Annotated in this window: 28 protein-coding genes and 1 tRNA gene; 10 read left to right on the top strand and 19 right to left on the bottom strand. The window is 38.7% G+C overall.

Annotated elements, in window-relative coordinates; genetic code table 11:
* Position 1: 1 nt before the first annotated feature.
* A tRNA-Gly gene (locus tag GWP43_RS14085) sits at positions 2-73 on the bottom strand.
* A 179-nt stretch (positions 74-252) separates the two neighbouring features.
* Positions 253-915 (bottom strand): hypothetical protein, encoded by a 663-nt coding sequence (locus tag GWP43_RS14080; RefSeq protein WP_162664681.1) that lies wholly within the window; start codon positions 913-915, stop codon positions 253-255.
* A gap of 146 nt (positions 916-1,061) precedes the next feature.
* On the opposite strand from GWP43_RS14080, the gene GWP43_RS14075 reads away from it, so the two are divergent.
* Complete coding sequence (locus GWP43_RS14075; RefSeq protein WP_162664680.1) at positions 1,062-1,328, top strand: type II toxin-antitoxin system Phd/YefM family antitoxin; 267 nt, start codon at positions 1,062-1,064, stop codon at positions 1,326-1,328.
* Positions 1,328-1,654, top strand: a complete 327-nt coding sequence (locus GWP43_RS14070) for a type II toxin-antitoxin system RelE/ParE family toxin (protein ID WP_162664679.1) — start codon at positions 1,328-1,330, stop codon at positions 1,652-1,654. The genes GWP43_RS14075 and GWP43_RS14070 overlap by 1 nt, the downstream gene beginning before the upstream one ends.
* Positions 1,655-1,870: 216 nt before the next feature.
* Here the strand turns inward: GWP43_RS14070 and efp are convergent, their stop codons facing one another.
* The 14 genes from efp to GWP43_RS14000 form a co-directional block, all read right to left on the bottom strand.
* On the bottom strand, positions 1,871-2,434 hold the full coding sequence (gene efp / locus GWP43_RS14065) for an elongation factor P (RefSeq protein WP_162664678.1): 564 nt from the start codon (positions 2,432-2,434) through the stop codon (positions 1,871-1,873).
* 253 nt (positions 2,435-2,687) lie between these two features.
* Positions 2,688-3,125, bottom strand: a complete 438-nt coding sequence (locus GWP43_RS14060; RefSeq protein WP_162664677.1) for a DUF2141 domain-containing protein — start codon at positions 3,123-3,125, stop codon at positions 2,688-2,690.
* Positions 3,122-3,895 (bottom strand): EFR1 family ferrodoxin, encoded by a 774-nt coding sequence (locus GWP43_RS14055; RefSeq protein WP_162664676.1) that lies wholly within the window; start codon positions 3,893-3,895, stop codon positions 3,122-3,124. The genes GWP43_RS14060 and GWP43_RS14055 overlap by 4 nt, the downstream gene beginning before the upstream one ends.
* Before the next feature lie 18 nt (positions 3,896-3,913).
* Complete coding sequence (locus GWP43_RS14050) at positions 3,914-4,516, bottom strand: TetR/AcrR family transcriptional regulator (protein ID WP_162664675.1); 603 nt, start codon at positions 4,514-4,516, stop codon at positions 3,914-3,916.
* Between the two features lie 115 nt (positions 4,517-4,631).
* Positions 4,632-5,423 carry an ABC transporter permease gene (locus GWP43_RS14045; RefSeq protein ID WP_162664674.1) on the bottom strand — a complete coding sequence of 264 codons (792 nt, stop codon included), beginning with the start codon at positions 5,421-5,423 and terminating at the stop codon, positions 4,632-4,634.
* Between the two features lie 42 nt (positions 5,424-5,465).
* The gene (locus tag GWP43_RS14040) at positions 5,466-6,488 is read right to left on the bottom strand and encodes an ABC transporter ATP-binding protein (RefSeq protein WP_162664673.1); all 1,023 of its coding nucleotides are present in this window, start codon (positions 6,486-6,488) and stop codon (positions 5,466-5,468) included.
* The gene (locus GWP43_RS14035; protein WP_162664872.1) at positions 6,469-7,257 is read right to left on the bottom strand and encodes an ABC transporter permease; all 789 of its coding nucleotides are present in this window, start codon (positions 7,255-7,257) and stop codon (positions 6,469-6,471) included. The genes GWP43_RS14040 and GWP43_RS14035 overlap by 20 nt, the downstream gene beginning before the upstream one ends.
* Before the next feature lie 102 nt (positions 7,258-7,359).
* Positions 7,360-7,626 carry a hypothetical protein gene (locus GWP43_RS14030; RefSeq protein WP_162664672.1) on the bottom strand — a complete coding sequence of 89 codons (267 nt, stop codon included), beginning with the start codon at positions 7,624-7,626 and terminating at the stop codon, positions 7,360-7,362.
* Positions 7,623-9,359, bottom strand: coding sequence for an ABC transporter ATP-binding protein (locus GWP43_RS14025; RefSeq protein WP_162664671.1), 1,737 nt, complete (start codon positions 9,357-9,359; stop codon positions 7,623-7,625). Before GWP43_RS14025 ends, GWP43_RS14030 begins: the two co-directional genes overlap by 4 nt.
* Positions 9,356-11,086: an ABC transporter ATP-binding protein gene (locus tag GWP43_RS14020; protein ID WP_162664670.1), complete on the bottom strand. Its 1,731-nt coding sequence runs from the start codon at positions 11,084-11,086 to the stop codon at positions 9,356-9,358. Before GWP43_RS14020 ends, GWP43_RS14025 begins: the two co-directional genes overlap by 4 nt.
* 11 nt (positions 11,087-11,097) lie before the next feature.
* Positions 11,098-12,564 carry an ABC transporter ATP-binding protein gene (locus tag GWP43_RS14015; protein ID WP_162664669.1) on the bottom strand — a complete coding sequence of 489 codons (1,467 nt, stop codon included), beginning with the start codon at positions 12,562-12,564 and terminating at the stop codon, positions 11,098-11,100.
* Between the two features lie 9 nt (positions 12,565-12,573).
* A complete protein-coding gene (locus GWP43_RS14010; protein WP_022848571.1) occupies positions 12,574-13,275 on the bottom strand; it encodes an energy-coupling factor transporter transmembrane component T family protein in 702 nt (233 codons plus the stop codon).
* Positions 13,275-13,889 (bottom strand): MptD family putative ECF transporter S component, encoded by a 615-nt coding sequence (locus GWP43_RS14005; protein ID WP_009643529.1) that lies wholly within the window; start codon positions 13,887-13,889, stop codon positions 13,275-13,277. The genes GWP43_RS14010 and GWP43_RS14005 overlap by 1 nt, the downstream gene beginning before the upstream one ends.
* Positions 13,890-13,977: 88 nt before the next feature.
* The gene (locus tag GWP43_RS14000) at positions 13,978-14,589 is read right to left on the bottom strand and encodes a TetR/AcrR family transcriptional regulator (protein WP_021674464.1); all 612 of its coding nucleotides are present in this window, start codon (positions 14,587-14,589) and stop codon (positions 13,978-13,980) included.
* Positions 14,590-15,166: 577 nt separating this feature from the next.
* On the opposite strand from GWP43_RS14000, the gene GWP43_RS13995 reads away from it, so the two are divergent.
* From GWP43_RS13995 to GWP43_RS13975, 5 genes are all read left to right on the top strand, one after another.
* Positions 15,167-15,406: a single-stranded DNA-binding protein gene (locus GWP43_RS13995; RefSeq protein WP_162664668.1), complete on the top strand. Its 240-nt coding sequence runs from the start codon at positions 15,167-15,169 to the stop codon at positions 15,404-15,406.
* 53 nt (positions 15,407-15,459) lie between these two features.
* A complete protein-coding gene (locus tag GWP43_RS13990; RefSeq protein WP_203232421.1) occupies positions 15,460-16,443 on the top strand; it encodes an AAA family ATPase in 984 nt (327 codons plus the stop codon).
* Positions 16,444-16,462: 19 nt separating this feature from the next.
* On the top strand, positions 16,463-19,015 hold the full coding sequence (locus GWP43_RS13985; RefSeq protein ID WP_162664667.1) for a S8 family peptidase: 2,553 nt from the start codon (positions 16,463-16,465) through the stop codon (positions 19,013-19,015).
* A 453-nt stretch (positions 19,016-19,468) separates the two neighbouring features.
* Positions 19,469-20,035 (top strand): hypothetical protein, encoded by a 567-nt coding sequence (locus GWP43_RS13980; RefSeq protein WP_162664666.1) that lies wholly within the window; start codon positions 19,469-19,471, stop codon positions 20,033-20,035.
* 29 nt (positions 20,036-20,064) lie between these two features.
* Entirely contained in the window at positions 20,065-21,006 is a 942-nt protein-coding gene (locus GWP43_RS13975; protein ID WP_162664665.1) for a hypothetical protein, read from the top strand.
* Positions 21,007-21,103: 97 nt separating this feature from the next.
* Here the strand turns inward: GWP43_RS13975 and GWP43_RS13970 are convergent, their stop codons facing one another.
* The 3 genes from GWP43_RS13970 to GWP43_RS13960 form a co-directional block, all read right to left on the bottom strand.
* The gene (locus GWP43_RS13970) at positions 21,104-21,469 is read right to left on the bottom strand and encodes a DUF3784 domain-containing protein (RefSeq protein WP_230977745.1); all 366 of its coding nucleotides are present in this window, start codon (positions 21,467-21,469) and stop codon (positions 21,104-21,106) included.
* Between the two features lie 36 nt (positions 21,470-21,505).
* The gene (locus GWP43_RS13965; protein WP_162664664.1) at positions 21,506-22,441 is read right to left on the bottom strand and encodes a helix-turn-helix transcriptional regulator; all 936 of its coding nucleotides are present in this window, start codon (positions 22,439-22,441) and stop codon (positions 21,506-21,508) included.
* Positions 22,442-22,621: 180 nt separating this feature from the next.
* Positions 22,622-23,056 carry a hypothetical protein gene (locus GWP43_RS13960; protein WP_162664663.1) on the bottom strand — a complete coding sequence of 145 codons (435 nt, stop codon included), beginning with the start codon at positions 23,054-23,056 and terminating at the stop codon, positions 22,622-22,624.
* 91 nt (positions 23,057-23,147) lie between these two features.
* Between GWP43_RS13960 and GWP43_RS13955 the strand changes: the two genes are divergently transcribed.
* The 3 genes from GWP43_RS13955 to GWP43_RS13945 all read left to right on the top strand — a co-directional run bounded on the left by GWP43_RS13955 (position 23,148) and on the right by GWP43_RS13945 (position 25,795).
* Entirely contained in the window at positions 23,148-23,912 is a 765-nt protein-coding gene (locus GWP43_RS13955; RefSeq protein WP_162664662.1) for a BamJ family beta-barrel-assembly machinery protein, read from the top strand.
* Between the two features lie 159 nt (positions 23,913-24,071).
* Positions 24,072-24,665 carry a CDP-diacylglycerol--glycerol-3-phosphate 3-phosphatidyltransferase gene (gene pgsA / locus GWP43_RS13950; RefSeq protein ID WP_203232420.1) on the top strand — a complete coding sequence of 198 codons (594 nt, stop codon included), beginning with the start codon at positions 24,072-24,074 and terminating at the stop codon, positions 24,663-24,665.
* A gap of 227 nt (positions 24,666-24,892) precedes the next feature.
* Entirely contained in the window at positions 24,893-25,795 is a 903-nt protein-coding gene (locus tag GWP43_RS13945; RefSeq protein ID WP_162664661.1) for a M23 family metallopeptidase, read from the top strand.
* Positions 25,796-25,890 lie beyond the last annotated feature (95 nt).

Below are 25,890 nucleotides of genomic sequence, written 5' to 3'. Positions count from 1 at the left end.
CAGCGGATGAGGGGAGTCGGACCCCCGTCACGAGCTTGGGAAGCTCGGGTAATAGCCGTTATACGACATCCGCAGAACTTTTAAAGAATATCATTTATTGGTGTGGTAAGTCAAGATGTAAGATTTTATAGTTTTAATGAAGAATATTAGGTAGCCAGCAGTTAATTTTATTAAGAAAAAAACTGCTGGTCTATTCATGCGAACGGTTTAATACCCCGATACTTTACATCAGGGTATGGTGATTTAAGCTTTTTACTTTTTATTCGGAATACGGTATCTTAAACCAACACCGAAGCGTGTGTCATAATGCCAGGATGTTGTAATCCCTTTTTTATAGACAATATCTCCTGATGATGTGTATGAATCAAAAGTTTTATATGGTACTAATCTCATGGTAATACCTACAGGCGCCCATTCGATAAAAAGGTTAAAATCAGGAATATTACCGAAATTTATTTCCCACCGAACCGGCAGTAACAGAGATACAGAACCTCCTACGAGAGTTTCATTTACATAGCTATATGGAAAATAACCAGAGCCTGTTTTTTTTAAAACAGGATACTTTACAAAATCAACACTACCGCCTAATACCGGTCCTAACGATAACGGACAATGTTGATCTCCAAGTCCGGAAATTACCGGATCAAATACGGTAAAAAGTGCACCAATCTGAACATCTAAACTGTGATAACGCCATAGACCACTGTAACCGGCAACTAAATCCAATTCAACTAAATCGTTAAATTCATGTGAATAGGATAAACCAAAAGGGGAACCTACATATCCGCCTATTTTATCAATTCCTCCATTTCCGTTACCGCCGCCGGCGCTTTTTTTACCGGTACCCTTTGCTGCTGCAAAGGTCAGTGAGCTTGCTAAAAGTGCAAACATTACTACAAAAAATATTTTTTTCATATATCCTCCTAATATGAAACTTCTTTGATAATAATTTTTATTCTTTTAAAAGTCAAGGGAAATATTTTATTTATGTGGATAGTTTAAAATGTTCCGGACACTTGAATAATTATCATAATTATGCTAAATAACATACTTGAGGTTTTATGAAAACGATACGTCCTGTTTCCGATTTGCGTAATAATTTTGCCGATATTTCAAAAATAGTACACCAGACTCAACAGCCGATATTTCTTACAAAAAACGGGTATGGTGATATGGTGGTTATGAGTATGGAAGCATTTGAAACTATGCAATTCGAAAGTGAAGTATACTATAAATTGCAGGAAGCTGAAAAACAAGCCGCTTTAACAGGGCAACGTTTTTCTTCCAAAGAAGTTCTTAGAGAATTTCAAAAGATAATGAAAGAATAATGTATGCTATTGAATATTTACCGTTAGCACTAGAAGATTTAAAAGAAATCGTTTATTATATTACATGTAACTTAAAGAATCCTGCCGCAGCTGAAAATCTTGGACAAGAAATTATTAAAAAAATTAATTTGTTGGCTAAAATTCCTTATTCTTCACGGTATTACAGATCAGTAAAAGCTCTTTTTCATGAATATCGTAAATTACTCGTAAAAAATTATTTTGTCTTTTATTGGGTGAATGAGGAAAAACGTATAGTAACTGTTGCTCGTATTATCTACGCAAGGTATACAAAAAGGGAATACGGACAGAAAAATGATTTTGATTAATGTATCTGTTCGTATTTTCTTACAATCCTTTAAATGTTTCACGTGAAACATTCTGGGATACTATTTGTGAAACTTGTAAAAATAAATAACCTTGATACAGAGCATATATTGTACAGCAATAGAATATTAAACTCTCCGCACGAATAAAAAAGCCCCTCAAATATGTGAAGGGCTTTTCGTTAAAGTGTTGATTAAAACTGCTGATTTTGAAAGTAGTTATGAGTTGATACGTTCTTGATATTCATTTGATTCAGTGTTGACCAATATTTTTTCGCCCTGTTTAATAAAGAGCGGAACACGAACTACAAGACCTGTTTCTGTTGTGATGGGCTTTGTTGCTCCTGAAACGGTATCGCCTTTTACATAATTTTCGCTTTCTGCAACTTCAAACACCATTTTTGCCGGAATTTTTACATCGATAGGGTTTCCTTCCCAAATAAGGATTTCGTATTCATCACCTTCTCGCAGATAATATTTTTTATCATTTATGATGTCTGAAGGAACTGAAATTTGATCATAGCTTTCGGTGTCCATAAAGAGGTAGCTTTCCCCGTCTTCATATTGATACTGTCCTTTGTGTGTATCTACTGTTGCGTCTTCTACCGTATCGGCTGTTTTTATTGTTTGAGTTAAAACAGCTCCATCTTTTAAATTCTTCATCTTAACACGTGCAAACGCAGCTCCCTTTCCGGGATTTACAAATTCCCGTTCGACCACTAAATACGGACTACCTTTGTGTAATAACACCGTGCCTTTTGCAATATCTCCGCCTCTAATCATATTTCACCTCATATAAAATAAATTAGTATTTCAAAAACTGCGTGAAGGAAAGTTCAAAAAGTGATAATTTAAAAGGGTTTTCTTTTCTGAACTGTCTGAAATTTTATAAATCGTTATTGTATAATGATTTATTTAATAAACAGACTTGTTTCACAAATAATCTTTTTGAATATACCGAATGAAAAATCATATCAGTTTTTTTTAACTTATACAAGATTCGTATATCAACTTCGTATTAAATAAAAAGCGATATTTAATTCAGTTTAACCAAAGGGATCTTTATTGTCATTGCATCTCCTATAAAAACTTTATGTTTTTTGAAATTTCCAGGGAAGCCTTTTCCGTTATAATTACTGAATCCGAACGGCTCTTTTGGTATACCTATTGCATTTGTGTTTAATTTTCCATCGTTGTTGATATCATGGTAAACACAAAAAGCGTAATCACCGCTTTTTAGTTGTATGTGATAAACCGCTTTTTCTTTATATGCCGTTAGCTTGACGGTTTGATATGGAAGCCGTTTGTTGAAACTTTCAGCCGAATTATGAATACTTATAACTAACGTTCCCGAATCTTCTGTTATATCGGTGATGACGATTTCTACGTCATAAAGCGTTTCGTTCTGCGTTGTTTGGGAATACACCAAACCGAGAAACGTCATACAGAAAAATATAGTAAATATTTTTTTCATAGTATATCTTCCTTTATATAATTTTCAAAACGGCATTGTTCGAATACATCCGTACCTATAAGTGTGATCGCCTTTGCAGGACAGTTGTTTATGCACCGGTAACATATTGTGCAGTTTCCGGGATAAAATACAGCTTTATTGTTTTCGATATATAATGATTTTGAAGGGCAATTTGCCGCGCATATTCCGCAGCCGATGCAGCGCTCCATTCGGACTCTGAGCCGTTCGCTCAGTTTTTTTGCATGTCGTTTAAACCATAGGCGTTGTCCAAATAGACCTACAATTCTGTGTAAAAAAGATAAACCGTTTTTTGGGTATATTCCGTGTTTTATACATTCCGCCGTTTGTATAATCTTTTTTTGCGCTGCCGATATGAGTGCGGTATTTTCATCCGGCTTTTTTTTCAATAGTTTTACATCGGCAATACAGTCCGGCATACGTATGTGTAGACCACCTATAATGACGGCTCCGTATTTTTGAAGCAGCCGTGCTGCAATGCCCGCTCCATCGCCGCTGAAAAGTCCCATTGTCGCAATAACAAAAACGTGCTTTCCGCAAAACATATCGGCATGTTCCAAAATAAATGTTTTTACAATACGCGGAATATCGCTAAAATAAATGGGGTAACCCAGTGCAATTTCATTCGATATGCGTAAGACTTCGAGCGCTTCGGGTGCTTCTATACTGACAGCTTTGCCATTTGTCGTTTTTGTCAATACTTCCATGCAATATTTTGTATTGCCCGTTCCACTGAAATAAATTCCGTTCATATACTATTCCATGCGCCGTTATTTTAAAAAAGACGGTTCAAGTAAATCCATAAAATCGATGATTTTTTCTTTCCAGTTTTTGTCGTAGTAGACATTTTTCATTGTCGCCAACGCTGTAAGCCCGTGTATAAAAGCCCATATTGTTATTAAAATATCATTTTGTTTTTCCTTCGGATATTTATTTTGCTTGAGTAATGACAGAACGTTATTTTTATACAGAATATAAGGGCTATAATTTTCCTCATCTGGTATAGATAACGTTAAATCCACCTTTATATCGGATTTGGAATATAAAAACTGAAAATAGGCGGGATTTTCAATAAAAAAAGAAACATAGGCTATACCTAGATTTTTTAACAATCCGGCAGTATCTTTATTTTCACTGATAGCCGTTTCGAGTGCTTTTGAAAAACGCTTGGTGATATGCAGCTGCATTGCATTAAGTAATTCTTCTTTGTTGTGAAAATGACTGTAGGGAGCAGCATGGCTGACTTTGCAAGCTGCGGCAGCTTTTCTTAGCGAAAAAGATTGCAAGCCTTCGGTATTGACGATCTCGATACCCTTTTCAATTAATAGATTTTTTAGATCCTTGCGATGATACGGCAGATTCGATTCACACATAAACACCTTCCTCTCTAATCTTGACATTGTTAAGATGATAGCTAAAAATCTTTACAATGTCAAGATTAGAGTATCAATATTGAAGAGATATATGATAAATTGTTCCTGAAATCCGCTATCCCCCATAGGCAGAATAGACTTTCATTCCTTTTTTCCACACCGTTCTACACGATATACTAAGGATTGTTATCCAGCAAAATGCTTTGCATAAAGAAAAGAGAGCAGTATGTATCGGCATATCATCAAGTAAAAGGCTTACCGGAATATGAGAGATAAAGGCAAAGGGGAGGTTTTTTAAAAAGGTAAATACGGATTTTGGTAAAAGAACGAGCGGGAAAATAATACCGGCGGAAATATTTTTAAGTACCCGTATTGAGGTATACAGTGAAGAAACTCGAGAAAAATAAAAACTATAGAGCGCTATCAAAAAATCAATTAAAAAGTTGATAAGATACCCTGTAACTAAAAAAGCTGCAAAAAAGACAATCTTCCATACGGACAGCATAAATATAAAATATCCGTGCAACACAAAATATAAAACCGTAATCGGAAGGGCATTCATAACAATAAAAACAAAACGATACGGTAAATCGACGGCAAGTTGATACAATGCATAGTTATACGGTTTTATCAGATACTGATTGAGAGAACCGAGTCTTATATCATCTGAAATTTTGAATACGGAAGTCGTCGAAGTAATATTGTATGTAATTAACGTTAAAAAGTAATACGACACTATTCCGCTTGCTTCAAGAGGAATGGTGCTGCTCTGAGCAGTAACGGCAAGCCACAATAAGACATTAACGGTAAAAGGAACAAGCGAAAACAAAAATCCGGAAATAAAATTAGCTCTGTATTCCAATTGATTTGCTAAGCTTATCTTAAAAATTTTATAATAGATATTCATAATTTTTTCCTATAATGAATTAAAAATAGTGCCATAAAAAAATCACTCGTCTGCTTTGTACAATTTTCTGATAACGTCTTCCATTGATATATTTTCAATGGTAATATCGCTTAAATCTTCAATAAACTCATTGGAAATATTTTTTAGTATATCTAAACTTTCAGTTGAATCCGCAGAAATTTTTACCGTATCGTCAGCTGTTTTTTCTGCAGTGCCGACGCCTTTTTGTTGAAGCATAGTTATTATTTTTTCAGCTGTCGGAAATTTTAATTTGAGGATAAAATATTTTTGATTGAGAAAGGTGTTTTTAAAATTAATAAAAGAATCCGAGTATATCTTTTCTCCGTTATTTATCAAAATCAATTCGCTGCAAAGAGAAACAATATCGTTAAAATTATGACTTGTTAATATAAGCGTCGCATGATACGTACTGCAATAGTGCTTTAAAAAATCTCGTATGTTGTATTGCGTAATGACATCAAGGCCTATTGTAGGTTCATCAAGAAAAATGAGTTTCGGTTTATGAATTAAAGCAGCTATCAATTCCATCTTCATCCGTTCGCCCAACGACAGCCGTCTCACCTGAACATTTACCTGTTTTTCTACACCGAGTATTTCAATCATTATGTGCAGCGTTTTTTGATAGTCGGCATCTTCAATTTCATAAATTATTTTATTAAGTTCAAAAGAATCGATGGCAGGTAGATCCCACCAAAGTTGACTCTTGTTTCCCATCACCATCGAAATTTGCTGCAGATACTCTTTTTTCTTTTCAAAGGGATTATGTTGCAAGACACTCAGATTTCCTGTCGTCGGAAGTATTAAACCGGATAGCATTTTAAGGGTCGTCGTTTTTCCCGCGCCGTTTAAACCGATTAACCCCGTTATCGAGCCCTGATTAATTTGAAAAGAAAGATTTTTTACCGCAGGCTTATATAATTTTTCACGTTTAAACAAGTTTTTAATACTACCTTTCAGCCCTGCCTCTTTTTTATAATACGTATAACTTTTGCAAATATTTTCTGCAACAATAATTTTTTCGCTTCTAACTGCCTGATCCGACATAACGCTTTACTCCTTTTTTAAAAATAAAATTTGATAATAACAAAAATAGTACATTTAAGATAAAAGCATAGAAAATAGCGCGTACAGATAATTGTTTAACGATGAACAAAACAGGGAAATTAAAGCAAACAAACAAGGGAATAACAAAGGTTAGAATTTTTTGAATCACTTTCGGATATATTTGCATCGGTTTATTTCCAATAGTAATTAATTCCGAGCCTATCCCCATGACAATATCCATCCGCATAAACCAAAAAGCAAGGCTCATCAATATAAACATAATCGAATAAATTAAAAAAAGGCCATTCAGTGAAAGCAGAATATACATCACTCCTTTTAACGGTGTGATAGGAATATTCAATTGTATAAGGCAATATATCAAACCGATAGTGTTGATTGCGATGTTTTTTATTTGCGGAATGTCGAATGCATGGCATGAAATATTAAAGCGCGGATTTAACGGTTTTAATAATATAAAATCCAAGGTACCGGTATTGATCATTTCGGGCAGTCTTTTTAATCCCGGTACTATCGCAAAAGTAAACACAGAATCCGTCAATCCGCCCTGAAAAGTCAACATCAGCATTTGATATTTATCCCACCCGTTTATCGTGTTGGTATGAATAAAAATCGTGTCTATAAAAATGATATACATAAAAAGCCATACAAGCTCAAAGGTGCCGCCGCTTATAAAATCAAACTTATATTCCAGTAGGTTCATAAGGGAACCTTTAAAATAGGCTTTTAATAGTAGAAGGTATCTTTTCATCAAACAGTGTATCCTATCCGTCTAAAATAAGTTATAACAGATATTATTACAGGATAGCGACAGCTATCTGTCGTAATTGGATAAAACCTTTTGAGAAATTCTTCAGTAAGGGAAATTTCTGTTATGGAGAATACTGCAAAGTGTGTTATAATAATCTTCATTCAGAAGTTCAAACCAAAGTTTGAAGCCATCGATTTCTAAATAATCACCATAGTCTATTTCAAGAGCTTCCCGTTCCGCAGCAAAAGGTGGCATCGTTCGATATGAGATAAACTTACTTATACCAAAGAACAATGCCGCGATAATGCCGATAGAAATAATCCATACAACAATTTTTCTCTTTTTGCATTGTATATTTTTTGTACTCATTCGATACTCCAGTTTCGTGCCTTGGCTTGCTCCGCAATCATGCGAGCATACCAGCCATTTTGTGCTAACAGTTGCTCATGATTTCCCTGTTCACGGATTCTCCCCTTGTCCAGCACAAGGATTTGGTCGGCGCCGATAATCGTGTTCAGACGGTGAGCGATGACGATTACCGTTTTATCTTTCATCAGCGCGTCCAATGCCTTGTGAATTTCTTTTTCGTTGTCCGCATCCAGACTGGAAGTGGTTTCGTCAAGTAAAACGACGGGTGCATTTTTAATCAAAGCGCGGGCGATGGAAATCCTTTGTTTTTCCCCTCCGGAAAGTGTATTGCCGCCTTCACCCACCATCGTATCGTAGCCGTCCGGCAGTGCGGAAATAAATTCGTGACACTGTGCCGCCTTTGCCGCTTCGACAATTTCCTTCATCGTAGCGTTCGGCTTTCCGACGCGGATATTGTTTGCAATGGTATCGTGTAGAAGATATACATCCTGAAAGACAATAGCGATATTCTCAGCGAGTGTATCCGGCGATTGTTCTCGAATATCGCAGCCTCCGATGGTAATCGTGCCCTTCGTCACATCCCAAAACCGTGAAATCAGACTGATAATTGTGGTTTTACCGCTGCCGGACGGACCGACCAAAGCCGTGGTCGTTCCGGGTTTTACAGAAAAAGAGACATCATGTAGCACAGGAACATTTTTCTCGTATGAAAGATCTACATGAGAAAAACTGATGTCAAATGCTTTGAGCTGTACCGCATCGTCACGATACGATAGGGGCTCCTCCTGACGAGCCGCCAAGATATTTTCTGCCGCCTTACTCAAATATTTTAATTCCGGGTACAGACTGCCCAGTGTCGCCATCATGCTGGAGAGAGAAACGCCGATCATCAGAAGAGCGACCATCCGGTTTGTGTCAATCACTCCCGATTGATACAAACCGGGAGCCAAAATCAATGCGGCAGGAAGAATCAACGATGTCATAAAGCCAAAGGAAACGGAGAACGGCATAATCGCAAGCTCCAATTTTACAGAATCTCTTTTTAAGGTGGTAAAGCTGTCATCCAATCGTTCAAATTTTTCTCCGGTCAAATTATAGAGCCTAAATGTCTTGATCCCGTTAATGTATTCCACGATTCGAGAAATCACTCGGTTGATACTCGTGCGCTGATTGCCGCCGTACTTCTGAGACATTTTTCCGCTGAGCTGCATCAAGGGAAAAGCAATTAGAATCAGCACGGTAGCAGTCAATCCGAATTGCCACGAAACCATGAAGGCAAACAAGAGCGTCAAAGCACTGAAAAACAGCACTTTAATTAAGCTTGCCAAAGAATGGGTTAAGATCTGTTCAAAGTCCGTAATATCGGTTGTCAATGTGCTCATCAGTCGTCCAATGCTGTTCTTGTTGAAATATCCGAGATTTAAGCTGCGGATATGGTCTCCGAGGAAAAGACGCTGTTGTGCCGAAATATCCGCACCCCGATATTGAACTTGTGTATAGTTTATAGAAAAGAGGATCGCACGCACCAAAAACAGAATCCCGAGGACAATGCTGTATAAAGTCAGTTTTTCCACTGTAAAGATGCCGCCGATCAGTTCAATAATCGTCAATATCATCGTGCTGAACATCCCCATGTGAAGCAAAGCGTCCACGCAGGACAATGCAACCGGTAAATACAAAGATCTGCTGTTTTTGCCGGCGACCTGTTGAATCATTTTGAATATATACATCATATGGCTACCTCCTGAGTATAGCTTTTCCACATATCAGCATATCGCCCGTTTTCGGACAGGAGCTCATCATGCTTTCCTTTTTCTGAAAGCTGTCCTTCGTGGAATACGCAAATCTGATCCGCCCCGGTAATTGTATGAAGCCGATGAGCGATCATAATGGTTGTTTTCCCCTTCAACAAGTGTGACAGGGCAAGCTGGATCTTATGCTCATTTTCCAAATCTGCAAAGCTTGTTGCCTCATCAAAGATAATGATGGGCGAATCCTTTAAGATTGCTCGTGCAATACAGATACGCTGCTTCTCACCTCCGGATAATTTCACTCCGTCCTCGCCCAGCTTGGTTTGGTAGCCGTTTGGAAGACTCATAATAAAATCATGGATTTGCGCAGCCTTAGCGGCATCCTCCACTTGTTGGCGAGTAGCATTTTTGTTTCCTATGGCGATATTCTCATGAATGCTGTCGTGCAAAGTAAAGGTTTCCTGAAAGACGAAGGATACCAAGTCCATCAGATTTTCATTTTTCAGATCCAAAATATTCTTGCCGTCGATGCAAATTTTTCCGTCGGTGACTTCCCAAAATTTGGGAATCAGCTGTGCGGCGGTCGTTTTTCCTGCTCCGGAAGCTCCCACAAAAGCGGTTAGACTGCCCGCAGGCATGGTGAGGTTGATATTTTTTAGCACGTCGGACTTATCATAGCGGAAAGTAACATTCTCAAAGCTTACGCCATGAGGCTGTGTGCGGTCTAGTGTACTGTCTCCCTCGGTCGTGCAAGGCAACTCCATGATGTCCTGTATCCGTCCCACGCCGCTCATGATCTGACTGAACATCATGGCGAGGTTTAACAAATTCAGCAAGCCGGAGAGAAATACTATGCTCATAATCATAAAGTAAAGGTAATCGTGCTTAGGTAGTGTTCCACGGAAGTAGAGCATACCGCCCAATGGCAGTGCAAATAGGATTCCGCTTTCTACGAGAGCGACGAAAAGTCCATAGGTATAGCCCTGACTCTTGGTGCATTGCTTCCAAAAGGCGTTGTATTCATCTACGGTGCTTGCATAATCACGATAGCTCTCTGCCGTCATATTATAGGCTTTCATAACAGGCATTCCGTTGATAAACTGCATGATTGCCGTGTTCAATTTTTCCAACAGACGATGATAGGTCGGCATTTGCTTGCCGGTAATCGCCATAGCCGTGCCTTGGATGATGAGCCCCAATATCACCGGAACCAGAAGAGATAAGGACATCGGGATATTGATTGTCAGCAGGTGAATAAAGACAATGATCGGCACGCAGATGGCTGCGGTCACATCCGGAATCTGATGAGCCAAGAATTTTTCAATCCGTTCCACATCCTCAATGATGACTTTTTTGATTTCTCCCGAAGCATGATCTGTAAAGAATCCCAAGTTTATCTTCGCAATATGACGGCTAATTTGCACGCGAACATTGTAAAGCGTATTAAAAGCTCCAACGTGAGAAAATGTTCCCGAAATGATGGAGAAAATAAACTTCCCAAGGATCGATACTGTGGCAATCAGACCATAGTACAGGGCATTTCCTTCACCACCCAGCAAAACCAGAATACTTCGGTACACCATAACATAAGGCAAAAATGTACATAATGCACTGGCTATTCCAAACAACGCAGATACAAATAGATGTAATTTGTATTTCCCGGCCAGTTGCATTAGGTAAGCAGCGCCGGATTTTCTTTTCTTTTCCATATTTCCTCCTGTTATTCCCGCATGGCAGCCATTAGCTTCGCCGCCTCCTCAATTTGAAAATCATCAATTAAAGTACCATTACGGATCACCAGAGCCCTGCTACAAGTGGCAAGAGCACATTCCAGATCGTGGGTAATCATAAGGATGATGTGTCCCTTTGCCGCAAGTGCGTGAAGCTGCTCACTTACAGCGTGCATATTGCGACCATCCAGACCGCTGGTAGGTTCATCCAAAACAATCACCGGAGCTTCATTCAAAAGCGCGATCGCCAAGGCAAGACGCTGTTTTTGTCCACCTGATAGGGTAGCCGGGTGACGCTCTGAGAATTCATCTAAATTCAGGAGCGCCAACAGCTTATTCGCCCGCTGCATCAAAGCGGATGTCTCCTTTTTGCCGATCAAAAGCTCATCGGTCAGACTTTCTCCAAACAGCTGACTGTCCAAATCCTGCATGATATACCAGATTAGTCCGCGTCGCTTGTTCTTTTTCATCGGTTTTTTCGCGAAACGAATCATACCTGCATCCTCCTGTAAAAGTCCGGACAGCAGTTTCCCAAGCGTACTTTTTCCCGCAGCGTTTGGACCGATTATTGCAACGATCTCTCCCGGTGCACAGGAAAACGAAACATTCGACAAGACCGATTGAGTTCCAAAATGCTTGCACAGATTCTCCACTTTCAGTACCGGACCGGATGCAGTTTCTTTATAGATCTGTGCAGAAATCGGCAAACGTAAAAGCTCCATACTGCGAAGCCCCCACTCCGAAATCTGTTCGTAGGATAATTCCTTCATTTCCTGCGGAGTCATTATGCTGATAATTTCGCCATTATTCATATAGACAAACCTATCCGCAATATCACGAAGATAGTAGAGTCTGTGCTCCGCAATCAGAATCGTTTTTCCTTGCTTTTTCCAAAGACGTACAAATGCAGCAAAATCCTCCGTGGCTCCCATGTCCAGATTGCCAGAGGGTTCGTCCATAACATAAATATCTGGGTCAATGGCCTCGGCGGAGGCGATTGCTACACGCTGACGCATACCGTAGGAAAGATACCTGACCTTTTGTTCTAACAGGTTTGTAATACTCAGCGTCTCCGCTGCACCCTGAACTCTTTTTACAATTTCATCATGGGAGATACCGTAATTTTCACAGCCGAAAGCAATTTCTCCGGCCACCTCATTGGCAAAGAATTGACTGCGTGGATCTTGAAATACATTCCCCACATATTTGCCGCGTTCCCAAGAGGGAATTTCATTCATGTTTTTTCCGAAAAGTTTGACTTCGCCACTCAATTCTCCTGTAAAAAAATATGGAATCAAACCATTTATTACGCGGGTTAGCGTACTCTTCCCACTGCCGGATGGACCTGTAAGTACAATGACCTCTCCCGGTCTTATGTTGAGATTGATATTTTTTAACTGGTCATCTGTGCTTGTATAAGAAAAGCTGAGATTTTTTATTTCAATTGTCGGATTCAATTTCTCACCTCACAATAAGATACATATTATCGCTGTTGATACAAACAAAACGATCATAATGCCGTCGCTTACAGCCATTTTATTCAGATAGTAACCCTTTTTCTTATATGGGCTCTCAATCCCACGGACAACACTGGATGCGGCAAGTTCGTCCGCAATTTTTAGCGAACGAAAGACCATAGGTACAATCACATACTCAAAGGTATTAAGAGGATGTAAGATGACTTGAAAAGGAGAACGCATAAGTCCTCGTGTTTTCATAGCGTCCAGCACATCGGAAAACTCCGAAGCGACCGTAGGAATAAAACGCAAGATAACAATCACCGTCAACCTTATAGAGGATGGCAACGGCAGTTGCCGAAGCGCTGTTGTGAGTTTGCCAGACGGTGCCTGTGAAAGCAGGTAGACCGCCATAAAAACGGGAATCAACTCAATCAGAAAGGTAAAGAGCATTGGAGAGGGTATATTGATCCCATATCGCACATTGAAAATGAGCCATCCGTAGCTGATGAGAAAAGAGATTAAAAACTTTAATCCCGTTTTTAAGCATCCGAATATCGCCATCACCAAAAACAACGCAGTCGTATAAGCAATATGCAGCCACATATTTTTGCAGAAAAAGGCTACGGTACAAACACAGATGGACAGTATCAGCAATGTAAAAATATTGACACGGCGAATTATTTTTCCGTTGTTTATTATTTCCCCCATTACTTCACGATCCCGGCTTTTTGAAAATGGCGTTTCAAAATCCGCTGTCCGAAGAGGCAACCGAGTAAGGCAAGAACCACCGTGATAGCGCAGGCTCCAATCATGTGCCACGGATTGGAGAGCATACCCAGTTGCATATCAAATACTTCCTTTGAAAATCCCTCCGTAGATGCCTTCGCCACATAGCTTTCCCATGCTGCCCAAATTGGAACAGCGTTTCCGATAATCATACCAAGCCCGTAGCAAGACCAACCAATAGCGTTGCGCAAAGGTTTCCGATAACTGTCCTTACCAAGCATAACAAGCTCGCAAAGAACGCCTACCAGCAAGAAATAAGGAAGCAGGAACACATAACCTCCGAGAGCGCTGATGATGCCAAACACAGTACTCCAAATCAGCAAAATCCCATGTTTGTTCAGACGGTTGGCAACAACGAGGTAAAATGTTGCGCAGAAAAACTCCTGAATGCCGGCAGCAAGGTAGAGGTAGAAAAATGGAAACGGTAGTGTCAGCGTGCCAACGGCTCCGTATACTGCAAAGGTCAAGACCATCATGGCTGCAATCACCATCACATCTCGTGTAACAAATTTTTTCTTTTCAGTCGTAGTATTCATATAGATAACTCCTTTCAAAAAATAGATCTGTAGGATACACAAAGCGATAAGTTAGATTAGGCTAACTAACGTACAAAAAAACACCTCCTTACGCAAAGTACAATTTCCATGCACTGCCAAAAAAATCCGCAATGAGGCGTATTCTGTCAAGTGCCTCCTCTTTTTCCAGCTTATGACGTACAATCTCAAAGATCGCATAATACTGTGCACTAAGTAGAACGTGGATTTCATCCGGAGTTAACGCACGGCAAGGGTAACCACGCCGGATCATCTCCTGCTGAAATTCATAAGTTTGCTTTTCTCTTTCCGCAACAAGCTGATCTACAAAGTTTTCGTAAGCACTTCCCGCTGATTTGCTGATGAGCAGATAGAATGCATCATTGTTAGCAAAAATGTATTCCACCAGCATAGAAATGACCTCTTCCGAAATGTTCCACATGTTTTCAGGGCATCCATCTGTTAGAGAATCAAATCCTCTTTTTTCACCTTTGCGATATAACTCCAACATATGGTCTGCTACAGGTGAAACAAGTGACGCAAACAAACTTTCCTTATCAGCAAAATATCGAAAGATTGCTCCGGTGGTCAGTCCGGCTTGTTTTGCAATGTTACGAACCGAAGCATCACTATAACCCTTATCCATGAACTCGATTTTTGCCGTATCCAAAATCAATTGTTTTGTATCGTCGCTTTTACTCATTATGAACTCCTTTTTATAAAAATAGCGGTGCTATTTTTATTATACCTAAATTTACACCCTTGTCAAGATAGCAGTGTTATTTTTATTTGACAAACCTACAAACTTTATCAATGAAAACTATCATCATAAAAATCTTTGCACGAAAATCAAGTTTGATTATCATCCCAACTCTCTATGAAATTTTATTTCTCCATACCTACCTTTTGAAGTTTTTTCAAGAAATTTGGATTTTTGAATTTTTGGCAAAAAGCAACTTTCCATTGTTGTAGAGATTAAGGAATAAGTGGAATAGCAAGCATAGGAAAGGGGTACCCTTTCCGTAAAAAATCTCTATTTTCCGCAGTTCCGGCATCAGAGATTTTACTTGTACCCTCGCAGGCCAAAGCCTGCTGGGGTATACCCTTGGGAAGTGTCCCAAACCCTCTAATAACATTAGAAACATAAGATTTAAGACTTATAAATGTGGTGTATTTCATCCTAAAGCACCTCACATATAAATTCATTGATTTTTCTATATTTCCGTATTATACTATATACAACATTGTTTATAAGATTATTTATAATGTGGAGGATGTAAATGTTAAATGCAAACGATTTGTTAGCTCAAGCTATAGAAGAAACAAAGTATCTAAATACTAATGAAATCTTTCTTGTACGAGATTTATTTAAAGGTTATGAGTGGAACCGGATATCTAGAAGCGACAGGTTGTTATTGGGGACTTTATTTTTAAATTATGTTCACACATCCAGAACTTGTTTAGAACCAATCGAAAAAACTTCCTCTGGACAACAAAAGTATAAAGTTATAGGTAATTGATGCTTTTATACAATATTAGAAGAACAATTATTCTATAAGGGAGGATTAATTATATGAAAGCGGAATTATATAAAAGATTATTTCGAGCAATTTTTTCCGAAGATATACCATCATTAAAGAAAATTGCTATGATAATCATTCAAGAGGAACGTAAACTTGGTCATAATATTCTTGCAAATTCATTAGAAAAAATTTCAATTGAAGAAAAGCCCAAATATACTCTGTTTGAGAGCAGAAAAAGTGAAAATGGATTATCCACTTTGCCAAAGAGCAAACGTACAGCTTCACAATTGATGTCTTATATTCCGAGAGGACAATTAAAGCATCACATGATCTTACCAAATGAAGTTGAAGAGCGACTTCTTTCAATTGAGCAAGAGTATGTTGCACGTGAAAGGTTAAAAAAGTTCAATCTTTTACCTAAAAGAAAAATACTTCTCTATGGTTCTCCAGGATGTGGGAAAACTTTAAGTGCTGAACGAATTGCATGGAATCTCGGGTTACCATTGTTGAAAGTTCGTTTTGATTCTTTGCTTTCTTCCTATTTTGGAGAGTCAGCGTCAAATCTTCGAATGGTATTTGACTATTGCAAAACCGAACCTGTAGTGTTACTTCTTGACGAGTGTGATTTTATTGCTAAATCTCGTGTTACGACACAGGATGTTGGGGAAGTCCCTAGAATTGTTAACATGCTACTTACTTTGCTAGACGAATATGATGCGCCAGGACTGGTTTTAGCTACTACCAATTTGAAGATATCGCTTGATGAGGCACTTTTCCGTAGATTTGATGATGTTATTGAAATACCGATGCCGGGAAAATCAGAACGCAAGCGTCTATTGGAAATGACATTATCTGCAATACCCGTTTCTCCAGATATTGATATGGATCAAATATCAAACCAACTAGAAGAATACTCTGCCGCCAATATTGTACTAATTGCACAACGTGCTGCAAAAATTGCTATTTTAGCAGGGTGCAAAAAAGTATGTAAGGAACATGTTGTAAAAGCATTGAAAGAAAGCTCTAAATTTTGATATATAAGGAGGTACTACTATGGCAGAAAATAAAGATTTTACACATTTGCCTCTTCCGCTTTTATTTCAAGGGAAACCTAAATTGCATGGCGGCGGCACAACATCTACCCAGACGAAGAAGAATATTATTAATCGAATTGATCATGGTGGATATGTAAAACGTCGCTCTGCTGAATTGTCCCGCTTTTGGAAAGAGCGACGTGCAGAACGCTTAGAAAACACCTTACCCAGAATAGAAACGGGCATTCCCATCCTGTTAGAAATAGATCCTTCTGCTGATATTGATTTCCTACGCGGACTAGGATTTGAAATTGTCTGCGAAATTGAGGAAGGCTTTATTATAGTTGCTACGGAAGATATTGACCTTTCGGTTTTAAATGAAAAAGCTGATGCTTTTATTACCAATATAACCGCAAGGTGCAATTCGCCAGCAAGAGTCTATGCACTCTGCGAAGACGATGATAGGCTTAAACGGATTTTGTCGAAAGAACTCTATGAAAAATGGGCAACTATTTCACAAGATGGAGTATATATAATCGATATTGGTGTAAGCTGTTGCGGAAACATCGAATTACCAAAACGTCCCGAACGTAAAGATGGTGAAACCGACGAACACTATTATATTCGTGAGCAACGGTGGACGGAAAAATTTAATGCTGCCTATATGACTTGGGACGAAATCAAGATGAAACGAGAGGAAGCAATAGAAAATTTTATTGATGACTATAGTGGTGAAATTATGCAACTCGCCGATGGCACATCAGTAATGACTGATTTACCTGATAGTTTTTCAGCACGTTTAAAAATATCCGGTAAATGTTTGCTTGACTTAGTGTTGAATTTTGCGTATATATTTGAAGTATCTGAAGCGGAAACAATAGTTATGGGAGAAGCTCCCGAAAATAACGATATTCTTACTGAAAACGTACAAATTGAAGCTCCTATCCAATCTGCTCCCATTGTTTGTGTAATGGATAGTGGAGTTCAAGAAGAACATAAGTATTTAAAATCAGCAATTATTAGTGGTGAATCTATCAGTTTGCTCCCAGATAATATGGAAACAAGTGACGAAGTTGCTGGAGGGGGACATGGAACACGAGTGACTGGAGCAATCTTGTACCCAAAGACAGTTCCTACAGATGGAGTTTATCAACTTCCTTGTTGGATTCGAAACATGCGAATTCTTGATAAAAACAATTGTCTACCAGAGGATATATATCCACCCAAGACAGTAGCTATTGCAGTCCAAAAATATAGTATTGAGGGTGCACCGCCAACCAAAATATTTAATCATTCTATTGGGAGCCGTAATTCTTGCGAAATGAAGCATATGACTTCTTGGGCTGCTGAAATTGATAGTCAGTCTTACAATAATGACGTCCTGTTCATACAAGCATCTGGGAATATTTCTACAGATATAATATCAGCTTATTGGCAAGCGGGATATCCCTATCCAGAATATCTTGATAGAGAGTTGTGTAGAATTTCAAATCCAGCGCAGAGTCTACAGGCAATCACTGTTGGCTCTGTGTCAGCGACTGAAATGGAGACGGATGATTTTGTTGCCTTGGGAAAGCAAATGGAGATTTCTTCATTCTCACGCTCGGGACCAGGTATATGGGATGTATTAAAACCTGAAGTAGTCGAATATGGCGGAACACATGTATACATTAAAGAAAGTTTTCCACCTCAATTTACAACTCCTTATGAGGTATGTCCGGAACTAATTCGTAAATCTCCGGAAGGGCCTGCTTTTGCACATGATCAGGTGGGTACATCTTTTTCAACACCAAAAGTTACTTACATCGCATCACAGATTGAAAAGGTCTTGCCAGAATCACCGGCACTACTATATAGAGCGTTAATAGCTCAATCTGCCCGATGGACCAAGAATGTTAATAATATAAGTAAGGAAGAGTGTGTTTCTACGCTACGCCATATAGGATATGGTATTCCAGATATTGAACGTGCTACACATAATAACGAGTATCGAATAACCTTAGTAACACCCTTTCAAATGGAACTTGGTGATGATGAGGCTCATATTTTTCAAGTTCCTATCCCAGAAGAGTTATCTAATATTGGTGAGGATTATGATATTTTAGTTGAAGTTACTCTTTCTTATGCAGCGAACCCTCGCCGTACTCGGCGCTATGTAAAAGGGTATCTGTCAACATGGTTAGATTGGTGCTGTAGTCGGATTGGAGAGAATGCAGATACATTTGCTCGTCGTATTTTTGAAACAGGATCCATAATTGATGATGATGGTGATTTTAATTGGGTACTAGGAGAGGCAACTAATCGGGGTATAGCGTATGGATATTCACGAAAAAATGGTACTCTCCAAAAGGATTGGTGCATAGTCAAATCTCATCAATTGAGTGATGCCTTTTGCATTGCAGTTCGTGGTCATAAAGGTTGGGGAGGGTTGTTTAAAGCAAAGTATTCGTTAGCCATTAGTTTTGAGGCTATCAATCAGGACATACCAATCTATGAACCGATACGTACTGAAATTGAATTGGCTGTTAAAAGTGGTGAAATTGAAATCGAACTATCAAATAATAAACAGTAGTTGTGATGTCTTGACTGAAAAACGCCATACTTGTTTTTATGGCAGTGCAATTTTGTTATGCAGTAAAAGGGCAATTTTGAAAGAAAAGGTATATTACCCTTACTTTCTCAAAATCGCCCTATGAAAGCCTTGTATTTCAAGCTCTTATTTACTTCTACTTCGTAACATGGGCATGAAAAAAGCGGTGTTTCTATGCTTCCTTTAGAGAAGCGAAAGATCACCGCTTTTAAGATTTCCTATTTAATTTTGATCCCCACAACCTGCTTTGTGCTATCTGTGGTAAAATGTTTCTATCTGTAAGAGTTTTTACAGCACATCAAGGTTCTTTCCTCAAAAGTAGTAAATTGGTAGTAAATTCAATCTGTTCTCTTGCAAATATCCTTGTATTTCAAGGGGTTTGATGGTTAGTTATTAAAGTTTTATAATAAACATAAGATATTACGGAGAAAAACTATGTTTAATATGAAAAAGAACATCACATTGATTATGCTAAGTATTGCACTTTTTACGGGCTTTAATTCTCTGCTTTTTGCAGAAAAAAATAAGGAGAATTCTATGTCCTATGTAGGAAAATGGGTATTTCATTCAATTATGAGTATGGATGAAAGCGGCAGAACTACGTTCCTTAATGCCGAGGAGTATCTAAACACGTTGCCTGATTTCATCGATAAAAATAATACAGCTGCAGTCGAAGAAGAACGACGCGAGAGAAAGACTAGGATAAACTCTGTGTTGGAAATTTGTAAAGACGGTATGATTTATATGCTTATGTCGATTCCTGATAATGTACCTCAAGAAAAAATTGATAAAGCCGTCGAAGCGGGGGTAATCACGCTCCGTCATGGTATGATGATGCTTGGTAAACCTCAGCCTTGGGAAGACAGGAACGGTGAGTTATGGGTACAAATCGGAACGGTTGATTTTTTTGACGGTCAAGGCCAAAAACCTAATTGGGAAAAATGTGTTATCGAAAACGGTCTATTGACATTTGTTACGACCCGTTACAAAAAAGCCGAGTAATCAGGCTTGCAATATGGAGTTAACACAATATGAATAGAAAAATTGTATCGATTATTTTCACTCTTGCCGTTTTAACTGCAGGAGCTTCCGCTCTTTTTGCAGAGGAACCTGTAACGATCAAAACGCTCTTTAAACTCTTACCTGAAAAAGCATTAAAGCCTGTTTTTGATAATTTTAACTTGGATACGGCAAACAGAGATTCGTACATTGAGGTCTGCGATGAGAAAAACCGGTATTTGAGCCTTAAAAGCAAGTACGGTTTTGAAATGTGCTATTGGGATGTAAAAGGCGGTAAAAAACTTATTTTGGTAAGTTACGACGGTGCCGGCTCTGGAGTCTTTTATCTTTACAATAAAGGCAAAATTTCCGAAACGAACGATTTCGACATAAAAACCGTAAAAGAACAGATCAAAAAAAGCCCTGCATTTCAAGGTATGAATGATTTGATACGTTTTTATCCGCTGCGGGACAACACTTCGCTTGCGGTAATGATAAACCAACTTGATTGTATGATTTTTAAGTGGAAAAATGAAAAATTTGTCCGCATTAGCGACTATGTGCTAAAAGAAACCGATGATGAATCAGATGTTTACAGTATATTATTGAGCGGTTTTGTAAAAGCTCTTAAAGCCCATGATGCGGCTTCTTGTTTGCAGTATATTAAACCTGAATATATCGTATTCCAATGTATGGATATGTTCCAAGGACGGGCTGAACAATTCATTTGTAAACTTATTGCAGGCCAAACTGAAAACATTGGCTACATTGCACCGAATAGGCTGGAAGATATAAAAAAGGCAACCTACAGCTTAAATCCTAATGTACCCGATAGCGAGCCTGACTTTATGATTATTATTGAACTTATCGACGGGCGTACCTACACCTATTTTCCCAAGGTTGAAAATATTGAAGAAGCTGAAATATATGGGCTGCCAATTCAATATCTTTATCTTGTCGGAGCGATGGAATAAAAAAAGGAACCGCTATCTGTCGTAATTGGATAAAAAAATTACATTTTTTTACAAAAGTTTTTTACCAGCTTCAAGAAAGCCGGTATTAATGATGCTATCATAACAACATTGTAAATAATGAAAACCGGAAGAATTTTACGAATATTTTTTTTTTATTAAATACCAACATAGCTATACCTAGTATAAACAAAATAATTGCTACATAGCAAAACATTATTAGCTCTTTCATTGGTAAAGAAAGGTGAGCAAAATAAAACAATATCATTACAATCGCAGCTAATAACGCAAAAAAATATAATAGTATACCTAACTGATTTGCGACCGATTCAATATCATATTGTGCCTTTTCTTCATCCGGCATAGTATTGTACCCCGCTATTAAGTCGTATGCTTTTAATTCTCTAATTATAATACCGCCGCCGGCGAATGAAAGGAACATTAATAGTAAAATAATATATAACATAAAGCACCTCCGAGCACGTTAGCGTGTTTATTCATTTCATAAGCAAAATTGAGTATTATCGTAATTAGCTAAAAAACCTTTTGCTGTTTTTACAAGTTCCGCCTGATAATCTTTTGGAGATACGACGGTAACCGCATTCCCGAAGCTGAGGAGTAAGGCCTTCCACAACCGTTCTTTTGCAGGAACACGGATATGGGTTTTATATTTTTGAGACGGCAGCGTTTCGATAACGGAGTCGGGAAAATACTCTTCGATGAGGGGAATTTCCGCTTCGGAAAAAACGATTTCTATATCAATGCAGGTCTTGTAATACGCAAGTTCGGCTTCTCTCATCCTCTGCTGTATATCACCGTGATTTGCAGCGGCAGTTTCTTTTGAGATGGCAAGCGTTTGAATCCGTGCAACTTTAAAAGTTCGATACTCTTTTGTTTCTTTAAGGTATGTAAACAAATACCACGCATACCATTTGTAATGAATGGCAAGCGGTTCCGCACAAATATGCGAACTTTTTCCTTCTGAATTACGATAATCGAATACGATATATTTTTTATCGCTTATAGCTTTTTCCAACAGCAGATTGAAATCTTGTACTTTTTTATTTTCTTTTGTAACACTAAAATCCCAAAAGACTTTTTGCCCGTCTCCTTTTTCGATAATTGCATTGTATTTTTTGATTAAAGAGTTTAAGCTCTCGTTTGTGTATGACGTTGCAAGGCTTTCCAATGCATTGACAATGATTTGCTGTTCGCTGTTTTTGATAGTGAGGTTCTTTATTTTATAATGTTCTAAAACGGCATAACCGCCGTACCTTCCGCCTAATGTATACACCGGTATACCGGCTTCAGCGATACTCGCCATATCACGCTGAATAGTCCTCACCGATACATTAAAATACTCGGCTAAGTATTTTGCAGAGACTTTTTCATGATTTAATAAGTAGATAATGATTTCAAGAATCCGTTCAAGTTTCATAGATAAAATTTCAATCAACATCCTCGGCGCGGAGCCTTTGTCAAAACCATACATCCGTGTATAGTTTTGATTGCGATGTTGTGGATATACCAAAACATCGCTACTGTATGGAGCCACCGCCATCCGTGGCGGTAGAAAAACGGCGGTATAAAATCCTCCGTACGAATAAAACCGTGCTTGTTACCAAATCAATTTCAGCGCTGCGACCGTTCCTATCAGAATTATGACGATAGCGATGGCTAATTTTCGACGTGTGCGGTATTCTTGCTCGGTTTTTGATCTCCGTTTGAGGAAGAACCGATCAAATAAGACGATTGCTGCTATTCCAAGGATAATTAAGATGATAAAACCAATAAGACCATAGCCGGTTTTATCGGAATACCCTATAAAGATGTCTGAACCTGAGCCGTTGCCGATAAGTATATCGCCTTTCAGCTTTAAAAGGATTGCAATAAAAGAAATGATGAGGAGAAATAAGAAGATAAGTGCGGTAAAAAAGTACTGCCGCTGCAGCGGGTCATTTTTCGCTTTTATATTTAAAAAGGTTTTGACGGCAATTGAACCGAGAACCGTGACTGCGATAGCATATATAATACAAACAATAAGTATCCGCATTTTTTCTCCATTTCTACCATAAAACATTGACTTTTTTAGTCATTGTTAGTATCGTCATAAAACCTAATTTTATTATTTATGGATGTGAAAAATGAACAAAAAGATTCTATCGATTATTGCTGCGGCACTTCTTGTGTTTTCTTTTACAGTAAGCTGTAAAAAGCAATCGGCAGCCGAGACTGCTGCTCCGGCAGCAGGCACTAACGCGGAAGAAACCAAAACAGAGGAAGGAAAAGAGCTTCCTCCTCCGACGAAAAAAGAAGTCGGGTATGCGTTTGGTGTTATGATGGGAACATCGCTTAAAGACTTTAAACTGGCTGTCGATTACGGTGAATTGGTGAAAGGTTTAAAGGATGTCGAAAAGAACAAAGAAGTAGATGTTGCTGCTGCACAGAAGGTATTACAGCGGGCAAGCGAAGCTGCTCATAAAAAAGAGGCAGCGGAAAACTTGGCAAAAGAAACAGAATTTCTTGAAAAAAATGCAAAAAATGACGGTGTAAAGACAACCGAAAGCGGCCTGCAATACGAAGTTATTACCGAAGGAACCGGCCCCTTACCTTTGCCAACCGACACGGTAAAAGTACATTATAAAGGAACATTACTTGACGGTACGGTTTTCGACAGCTCCTACGACCGTGGGAATCCCGTTGAATTTCCGTTAAATGCCGTTATTCCGGGTTGGACGGAAGGTTTACAGCTGATGAAAGTCGGTTCAAAATATAAGCTTTATATCCCCTCTAAAATTGCTTATGGAGAACGCGGTGTTTCGCAGGTTATTCCGCCTAATTCAACGTTAGTTTTTGAAGTTGAATTATTGGAAATCCTACCCCCTGCAGCTGAAAAACCGGCAAAGTAAGCGTAAAAAATTACGAAAAGAGCCGCCCGATATCAAAGGTATTACTTGGTATCGAGCGGCTTTTTTTTTCAGTATTGCTGCCGATAATCAATAATAGAAAAACTTGGTATAAGAAGAATACAAGTTGATAAAACCAAATTAATGTTGGATACTTAAACTATGAACATCGCAAATTTTTTTACTGCAACGAGAATGGTCGCAGCTCCTCTTTTTATTTGTATCTATTATCTTCCGCGTTATGTAGGAATATCGGAACAAACAGTAATGCTTATTCTTATACCGCTGTTTATTTACATGGAGTTTACCGATTTTTTAGATGGATACTACGCTCGTAAGTTGAAGCAAGTGAGCGATTTCGGTAAGTTATTCGACCCCTTTGCGGATGTATTTGCAAATCTGACGGTGTTGTTGGCGTTTATGCTGTCAGGTTATGTGCCGCTGCCTGTTTTTATCATTATTTTATATCGTGAGTTAAATATTTTATTTTTACGGATGCTTGCACGAGGGAATGGTATTACCATCGGTGCGAAAAAAGGTGGCAAGACTAAAACGGTATGCTATATTCTTGCTGAAGGTTTTACGCTGCTGATTGAACTGCTGATTGTATTTTCGCTTGCGGAAAAATCCGTTACCGATACGATGATTATTATCAACAAAAGTATTTACTGGGTCGCTGCCTTATTGTCGGTTTGCTCGTTTATCGACTACCTTGTATCATATAGGAAGAGTATCCGTGGCAAGTCCAAAAATTGACCTCATTGTTACGCCGTACGTGGCAGTTCTGCATATCCAGCGCTTTTGCAAATAGGCGAGGCAGATACAAGGCGCGAGCAAAAATTAACCGCAGGCGTATCTTTGATACGTTGAGGATTAATTTTTGTGCAGTAACGCAGTAGATGCCCTGCCTATTTGCAAAAGCTCGCTTGATTTTTTCCCAATACGTGGTATAATTATACAAATAGGCCTAAGTGATTATTAAAATGAAAGTAACGCGTATTTTTATTTTTGGTATTATATGTTTCGCTTCCGTATTCCTCGTTTTATGGTTGTCCGATAGCGGCAAAAATGACGCTTTTGACCATGGTGTAGGCGGCGGCACCTCTCTGCCTGCTGAATTACCGGAAGAACATGAGGTGTCTCCTGCTCCTCAGTCCTTGTATTATCGGGCATATTCGGTTAAACAAGGTGATATAGTCGGCACCATCGCTGCCGAATACGGGGTAAGTCAGGATGCGATTATCAGCCTTAATAAACTCAAAAATACGCGGACACTTCAAATCGGTCAAATATTAAAGATACCATCTATTGATGGTATTTCCTATACGGTAAAAAAAGGCGATACGCCTGAATCTATTGCCGACAAATATAAAATTTCCTTGGAAAAACTTGCAACAATAAATACGCTTACCGATAACACGATAGAAACGGCCTCTATTATCTTTTTGCCCGATGCCAAACTTGATTGGGCTACCTTGCAGGAAATCAACGGTGATCTTTTCCGAAGGCCGTTGCATAGCAGTTATTATATCACTTCTCGTTACGGCTGGCGGGATAATCCATTCCTCAGCGGTCAGCGAAGCTTTCATAACGGTATGGATATGGCAGCTCCTAAAGGAACCGCTGTTTATGCGGCATTAAACGGGCAGGTTATTGCGACCGGATACAGTACCGTGTATGGAAATTACATTATGATCCGCCATCATTCAGGATATCAAACTTTATACGGACACCTTAATACAATTCTTACTTCCAAAGGCAGCTTTGTTTCCGTGTCTTCAAAGATTGGAACGGTCGGAAATACCGGAATGAGCACCGGCCCGCACCTTCATTTTACCGTCTATCGGAACGGAGCAACGCTTAACCCTGCCGGTCTATTAAATTAACGCTGCGCTGTTGAAAGATTGCAGCTTCTATAATAATTGTACATGACTAATACAAAATCCCATAGAATCGGTTTTTTATATTCTCATAGCCGTTG

This window comes from Treponema vincentii (assembly GCF_010365865.1).
Classification (GTDB): Bacteria; Spirochaetota; Spirochaetia; order Treponematales; family Treponemataceae; genus Treponema.
Note: the sequence above shows the minus strand (reverse complement) of the source record. Positions and strands in the feature narration are given on the sequence as shown.

Coding starts and splice junctions, on each gene's coding strand:
- GWP43_RS13995 (WP_162664668.1), top strand. CDS start 15,167: ATGTTAAATGCAAACGATTTGTTAGCTCAAGCTATAGAAGAAACAAAG.
- GWP43_RS14000 (WP_021674464.1), bottom strand. CDS start 14,589: ATGAGTAAAAGCGACGATACAAAACAATTGATTTTGGATACGGCAAAA.
- GWP43_RS13980 (WP_162664666.1), top strand. CDS start 19,469: ATGTTTAATATGAAAAAGAACATCACATTGATTATGCTAAGTATTGCA.
- GWP43_RS14010 (WP_022848571.1), bottom strand. CDS start 13,275: ATGGGGGAAATAATAAACAACGGAAAAATAATTCGCCGTGTCAATATT.
- GWP43_RS14005 (WP_009643529.1), bottom strand. CDS start 13,889: ATGAATACTACGACTGAAAAGAAAAAATTTGTTACACGAGATGTGATG.
- pgsA (WP_203232420.1), top strand. CDS start 24,072: ATGAACATCGCAAATTTTTTTACTGCAACGAGAATGGTCGCAGCTCCT.
- GWP43_RS14050 (WP_162664675.1), bottom strand. CDS start 4,516: ATGTGTGAATCGAATCTGCCGTATCATCGCAAGGATCTAAAAAATCTA.
- GWP43_RS13955 (WP_162664662.1), top strand. CDS start 23,148: ATGAACAAAAAGATTCTATCGATTATTGCTGCGGCACTTCTTGTGTTT.
- GWP43_RS14075 (WP_162664680.1), top strand. CDS start 1,062: ATGAAAACGATACGTCCTGTTTCCGATTTGCGTAATAATTTTGCCGAT.
- GWP43_RS13965 (WP_162664664.1), bottom strand. CDS start 22,441: ATGAAACTTGAACGGATTCTTGAAATCATTATCTACTTATTAAATCAT.
- GWP43_RS13990 (WP_203232421.1), top strand. CDS start 15,460: ATGAAAGCGGAATTATATAAAAGATTATTTCGAGCAATTTTTTCCGAA.
- GWP43_RS13975 (WP_162664665.1), top strand. CDS start 20,065: ATGAATAGAAAAATTGTATCGATTATTTTCACTCTTGCCGTTTTAACT.
- GWP43_RS14035 (WP_162664872.1), bottom strand. CDS start 7,257: ATGAAAAGATACCTTCTACTATTAAAAGCCTATTTTAAAGGTTCCCTT.
- GWP43_RS13945 (WP_162664661.1), top strand. CDS start 24,893: ATGAAAGTAACGCGTATTTTTATTTTTGGTATTATATGTTTCGCTTCC.
- GWP43_RS14045 (WP_162664674.1), bottom strand. CDS start 5,423: ATGAATATCTATTATAAAATTTTTAAGATAAGCTTAGCAAATCAATTG.
- GWP43_RS14025 (WP_162664671.1), bottom strand. CDS start 9,359: ATGATGTATATATTCAAAATGATTCAACAGGTCGCCGGCAAAAACAGC.
- GWP43_RS14060 (WP_162664677.1), bottom strand. CDS start 3,125: ATGAAAAAAATATTTACTATATTTTTCTGTATGACGTTTCTCGGTTTG.
- efp (WP_162664678.1), bottom strand. CDS start 2,434: ATGATTAGAGGCGGAGATATTGCAAAAGGCACGGTGTTATTACACAAA.
- GWP43_RS14020 (WP_162664670.1), bottom strand. CDS start 11,086: ATGGAAAAGAAAAGAAAATCCGGCGCTGCTTACCTAATGCAACTGGCC.
- GWP43_RS14040 (WP_162664673.1), bottom strand. CDS start 6,488: ATGTCGGATCAGGCAGTTAGAAGCGAAAAAATTATTGTTGCAGAAAAT.
- GWP43_RS14055 (WP_162664676.1), bottom strand. CDS start 3,895: ATGAACGGAATTTATTTCAGTGGAACGGGCAATACAAAATATTGCATG.
- GWP43_RS14080 (WP_162664681.1), bottom strand. CDS start 915: ATGAAAAAAATATTTTTTGTAGTAATGTTTGCACTTTTAGCAAGCTCA.
- GWP43_RS13970 (WP_230977745.1), bottom strand. CDS start 21,469: ATGTTATATATTATTTTACTATTAATGTTCCTTTCATTCGCCGGCGGC.
- GWP43_RS13960 (WP_162664663.1), bottom strand. CDS start 23,056: ATGCGGATACTTATTGTTTGTATTATATATGCTATCGCAGTCACGGTT.
- GWP43_RS14030 (WP_162664672.1), bottom strand. CDS start 7,626: ATGAGTACAAAAAATATACAATGCAAAAAGAGAAAAATTGTTGTATGG.
- GWP43_RS13985 (WP_162664667.1), top strand. CDS start 16,463: ATGGCAGAAAATAAAGATTTTACACATTTGCCTCTTCCGCTTTTATTT.
- GWP43_RS14070 (WP_162664679.1), top strand. CDS start 1,328: ATGTATGCTATTGAATATTTACCGTTAGCACTAGAAGATTTAAAAGAA.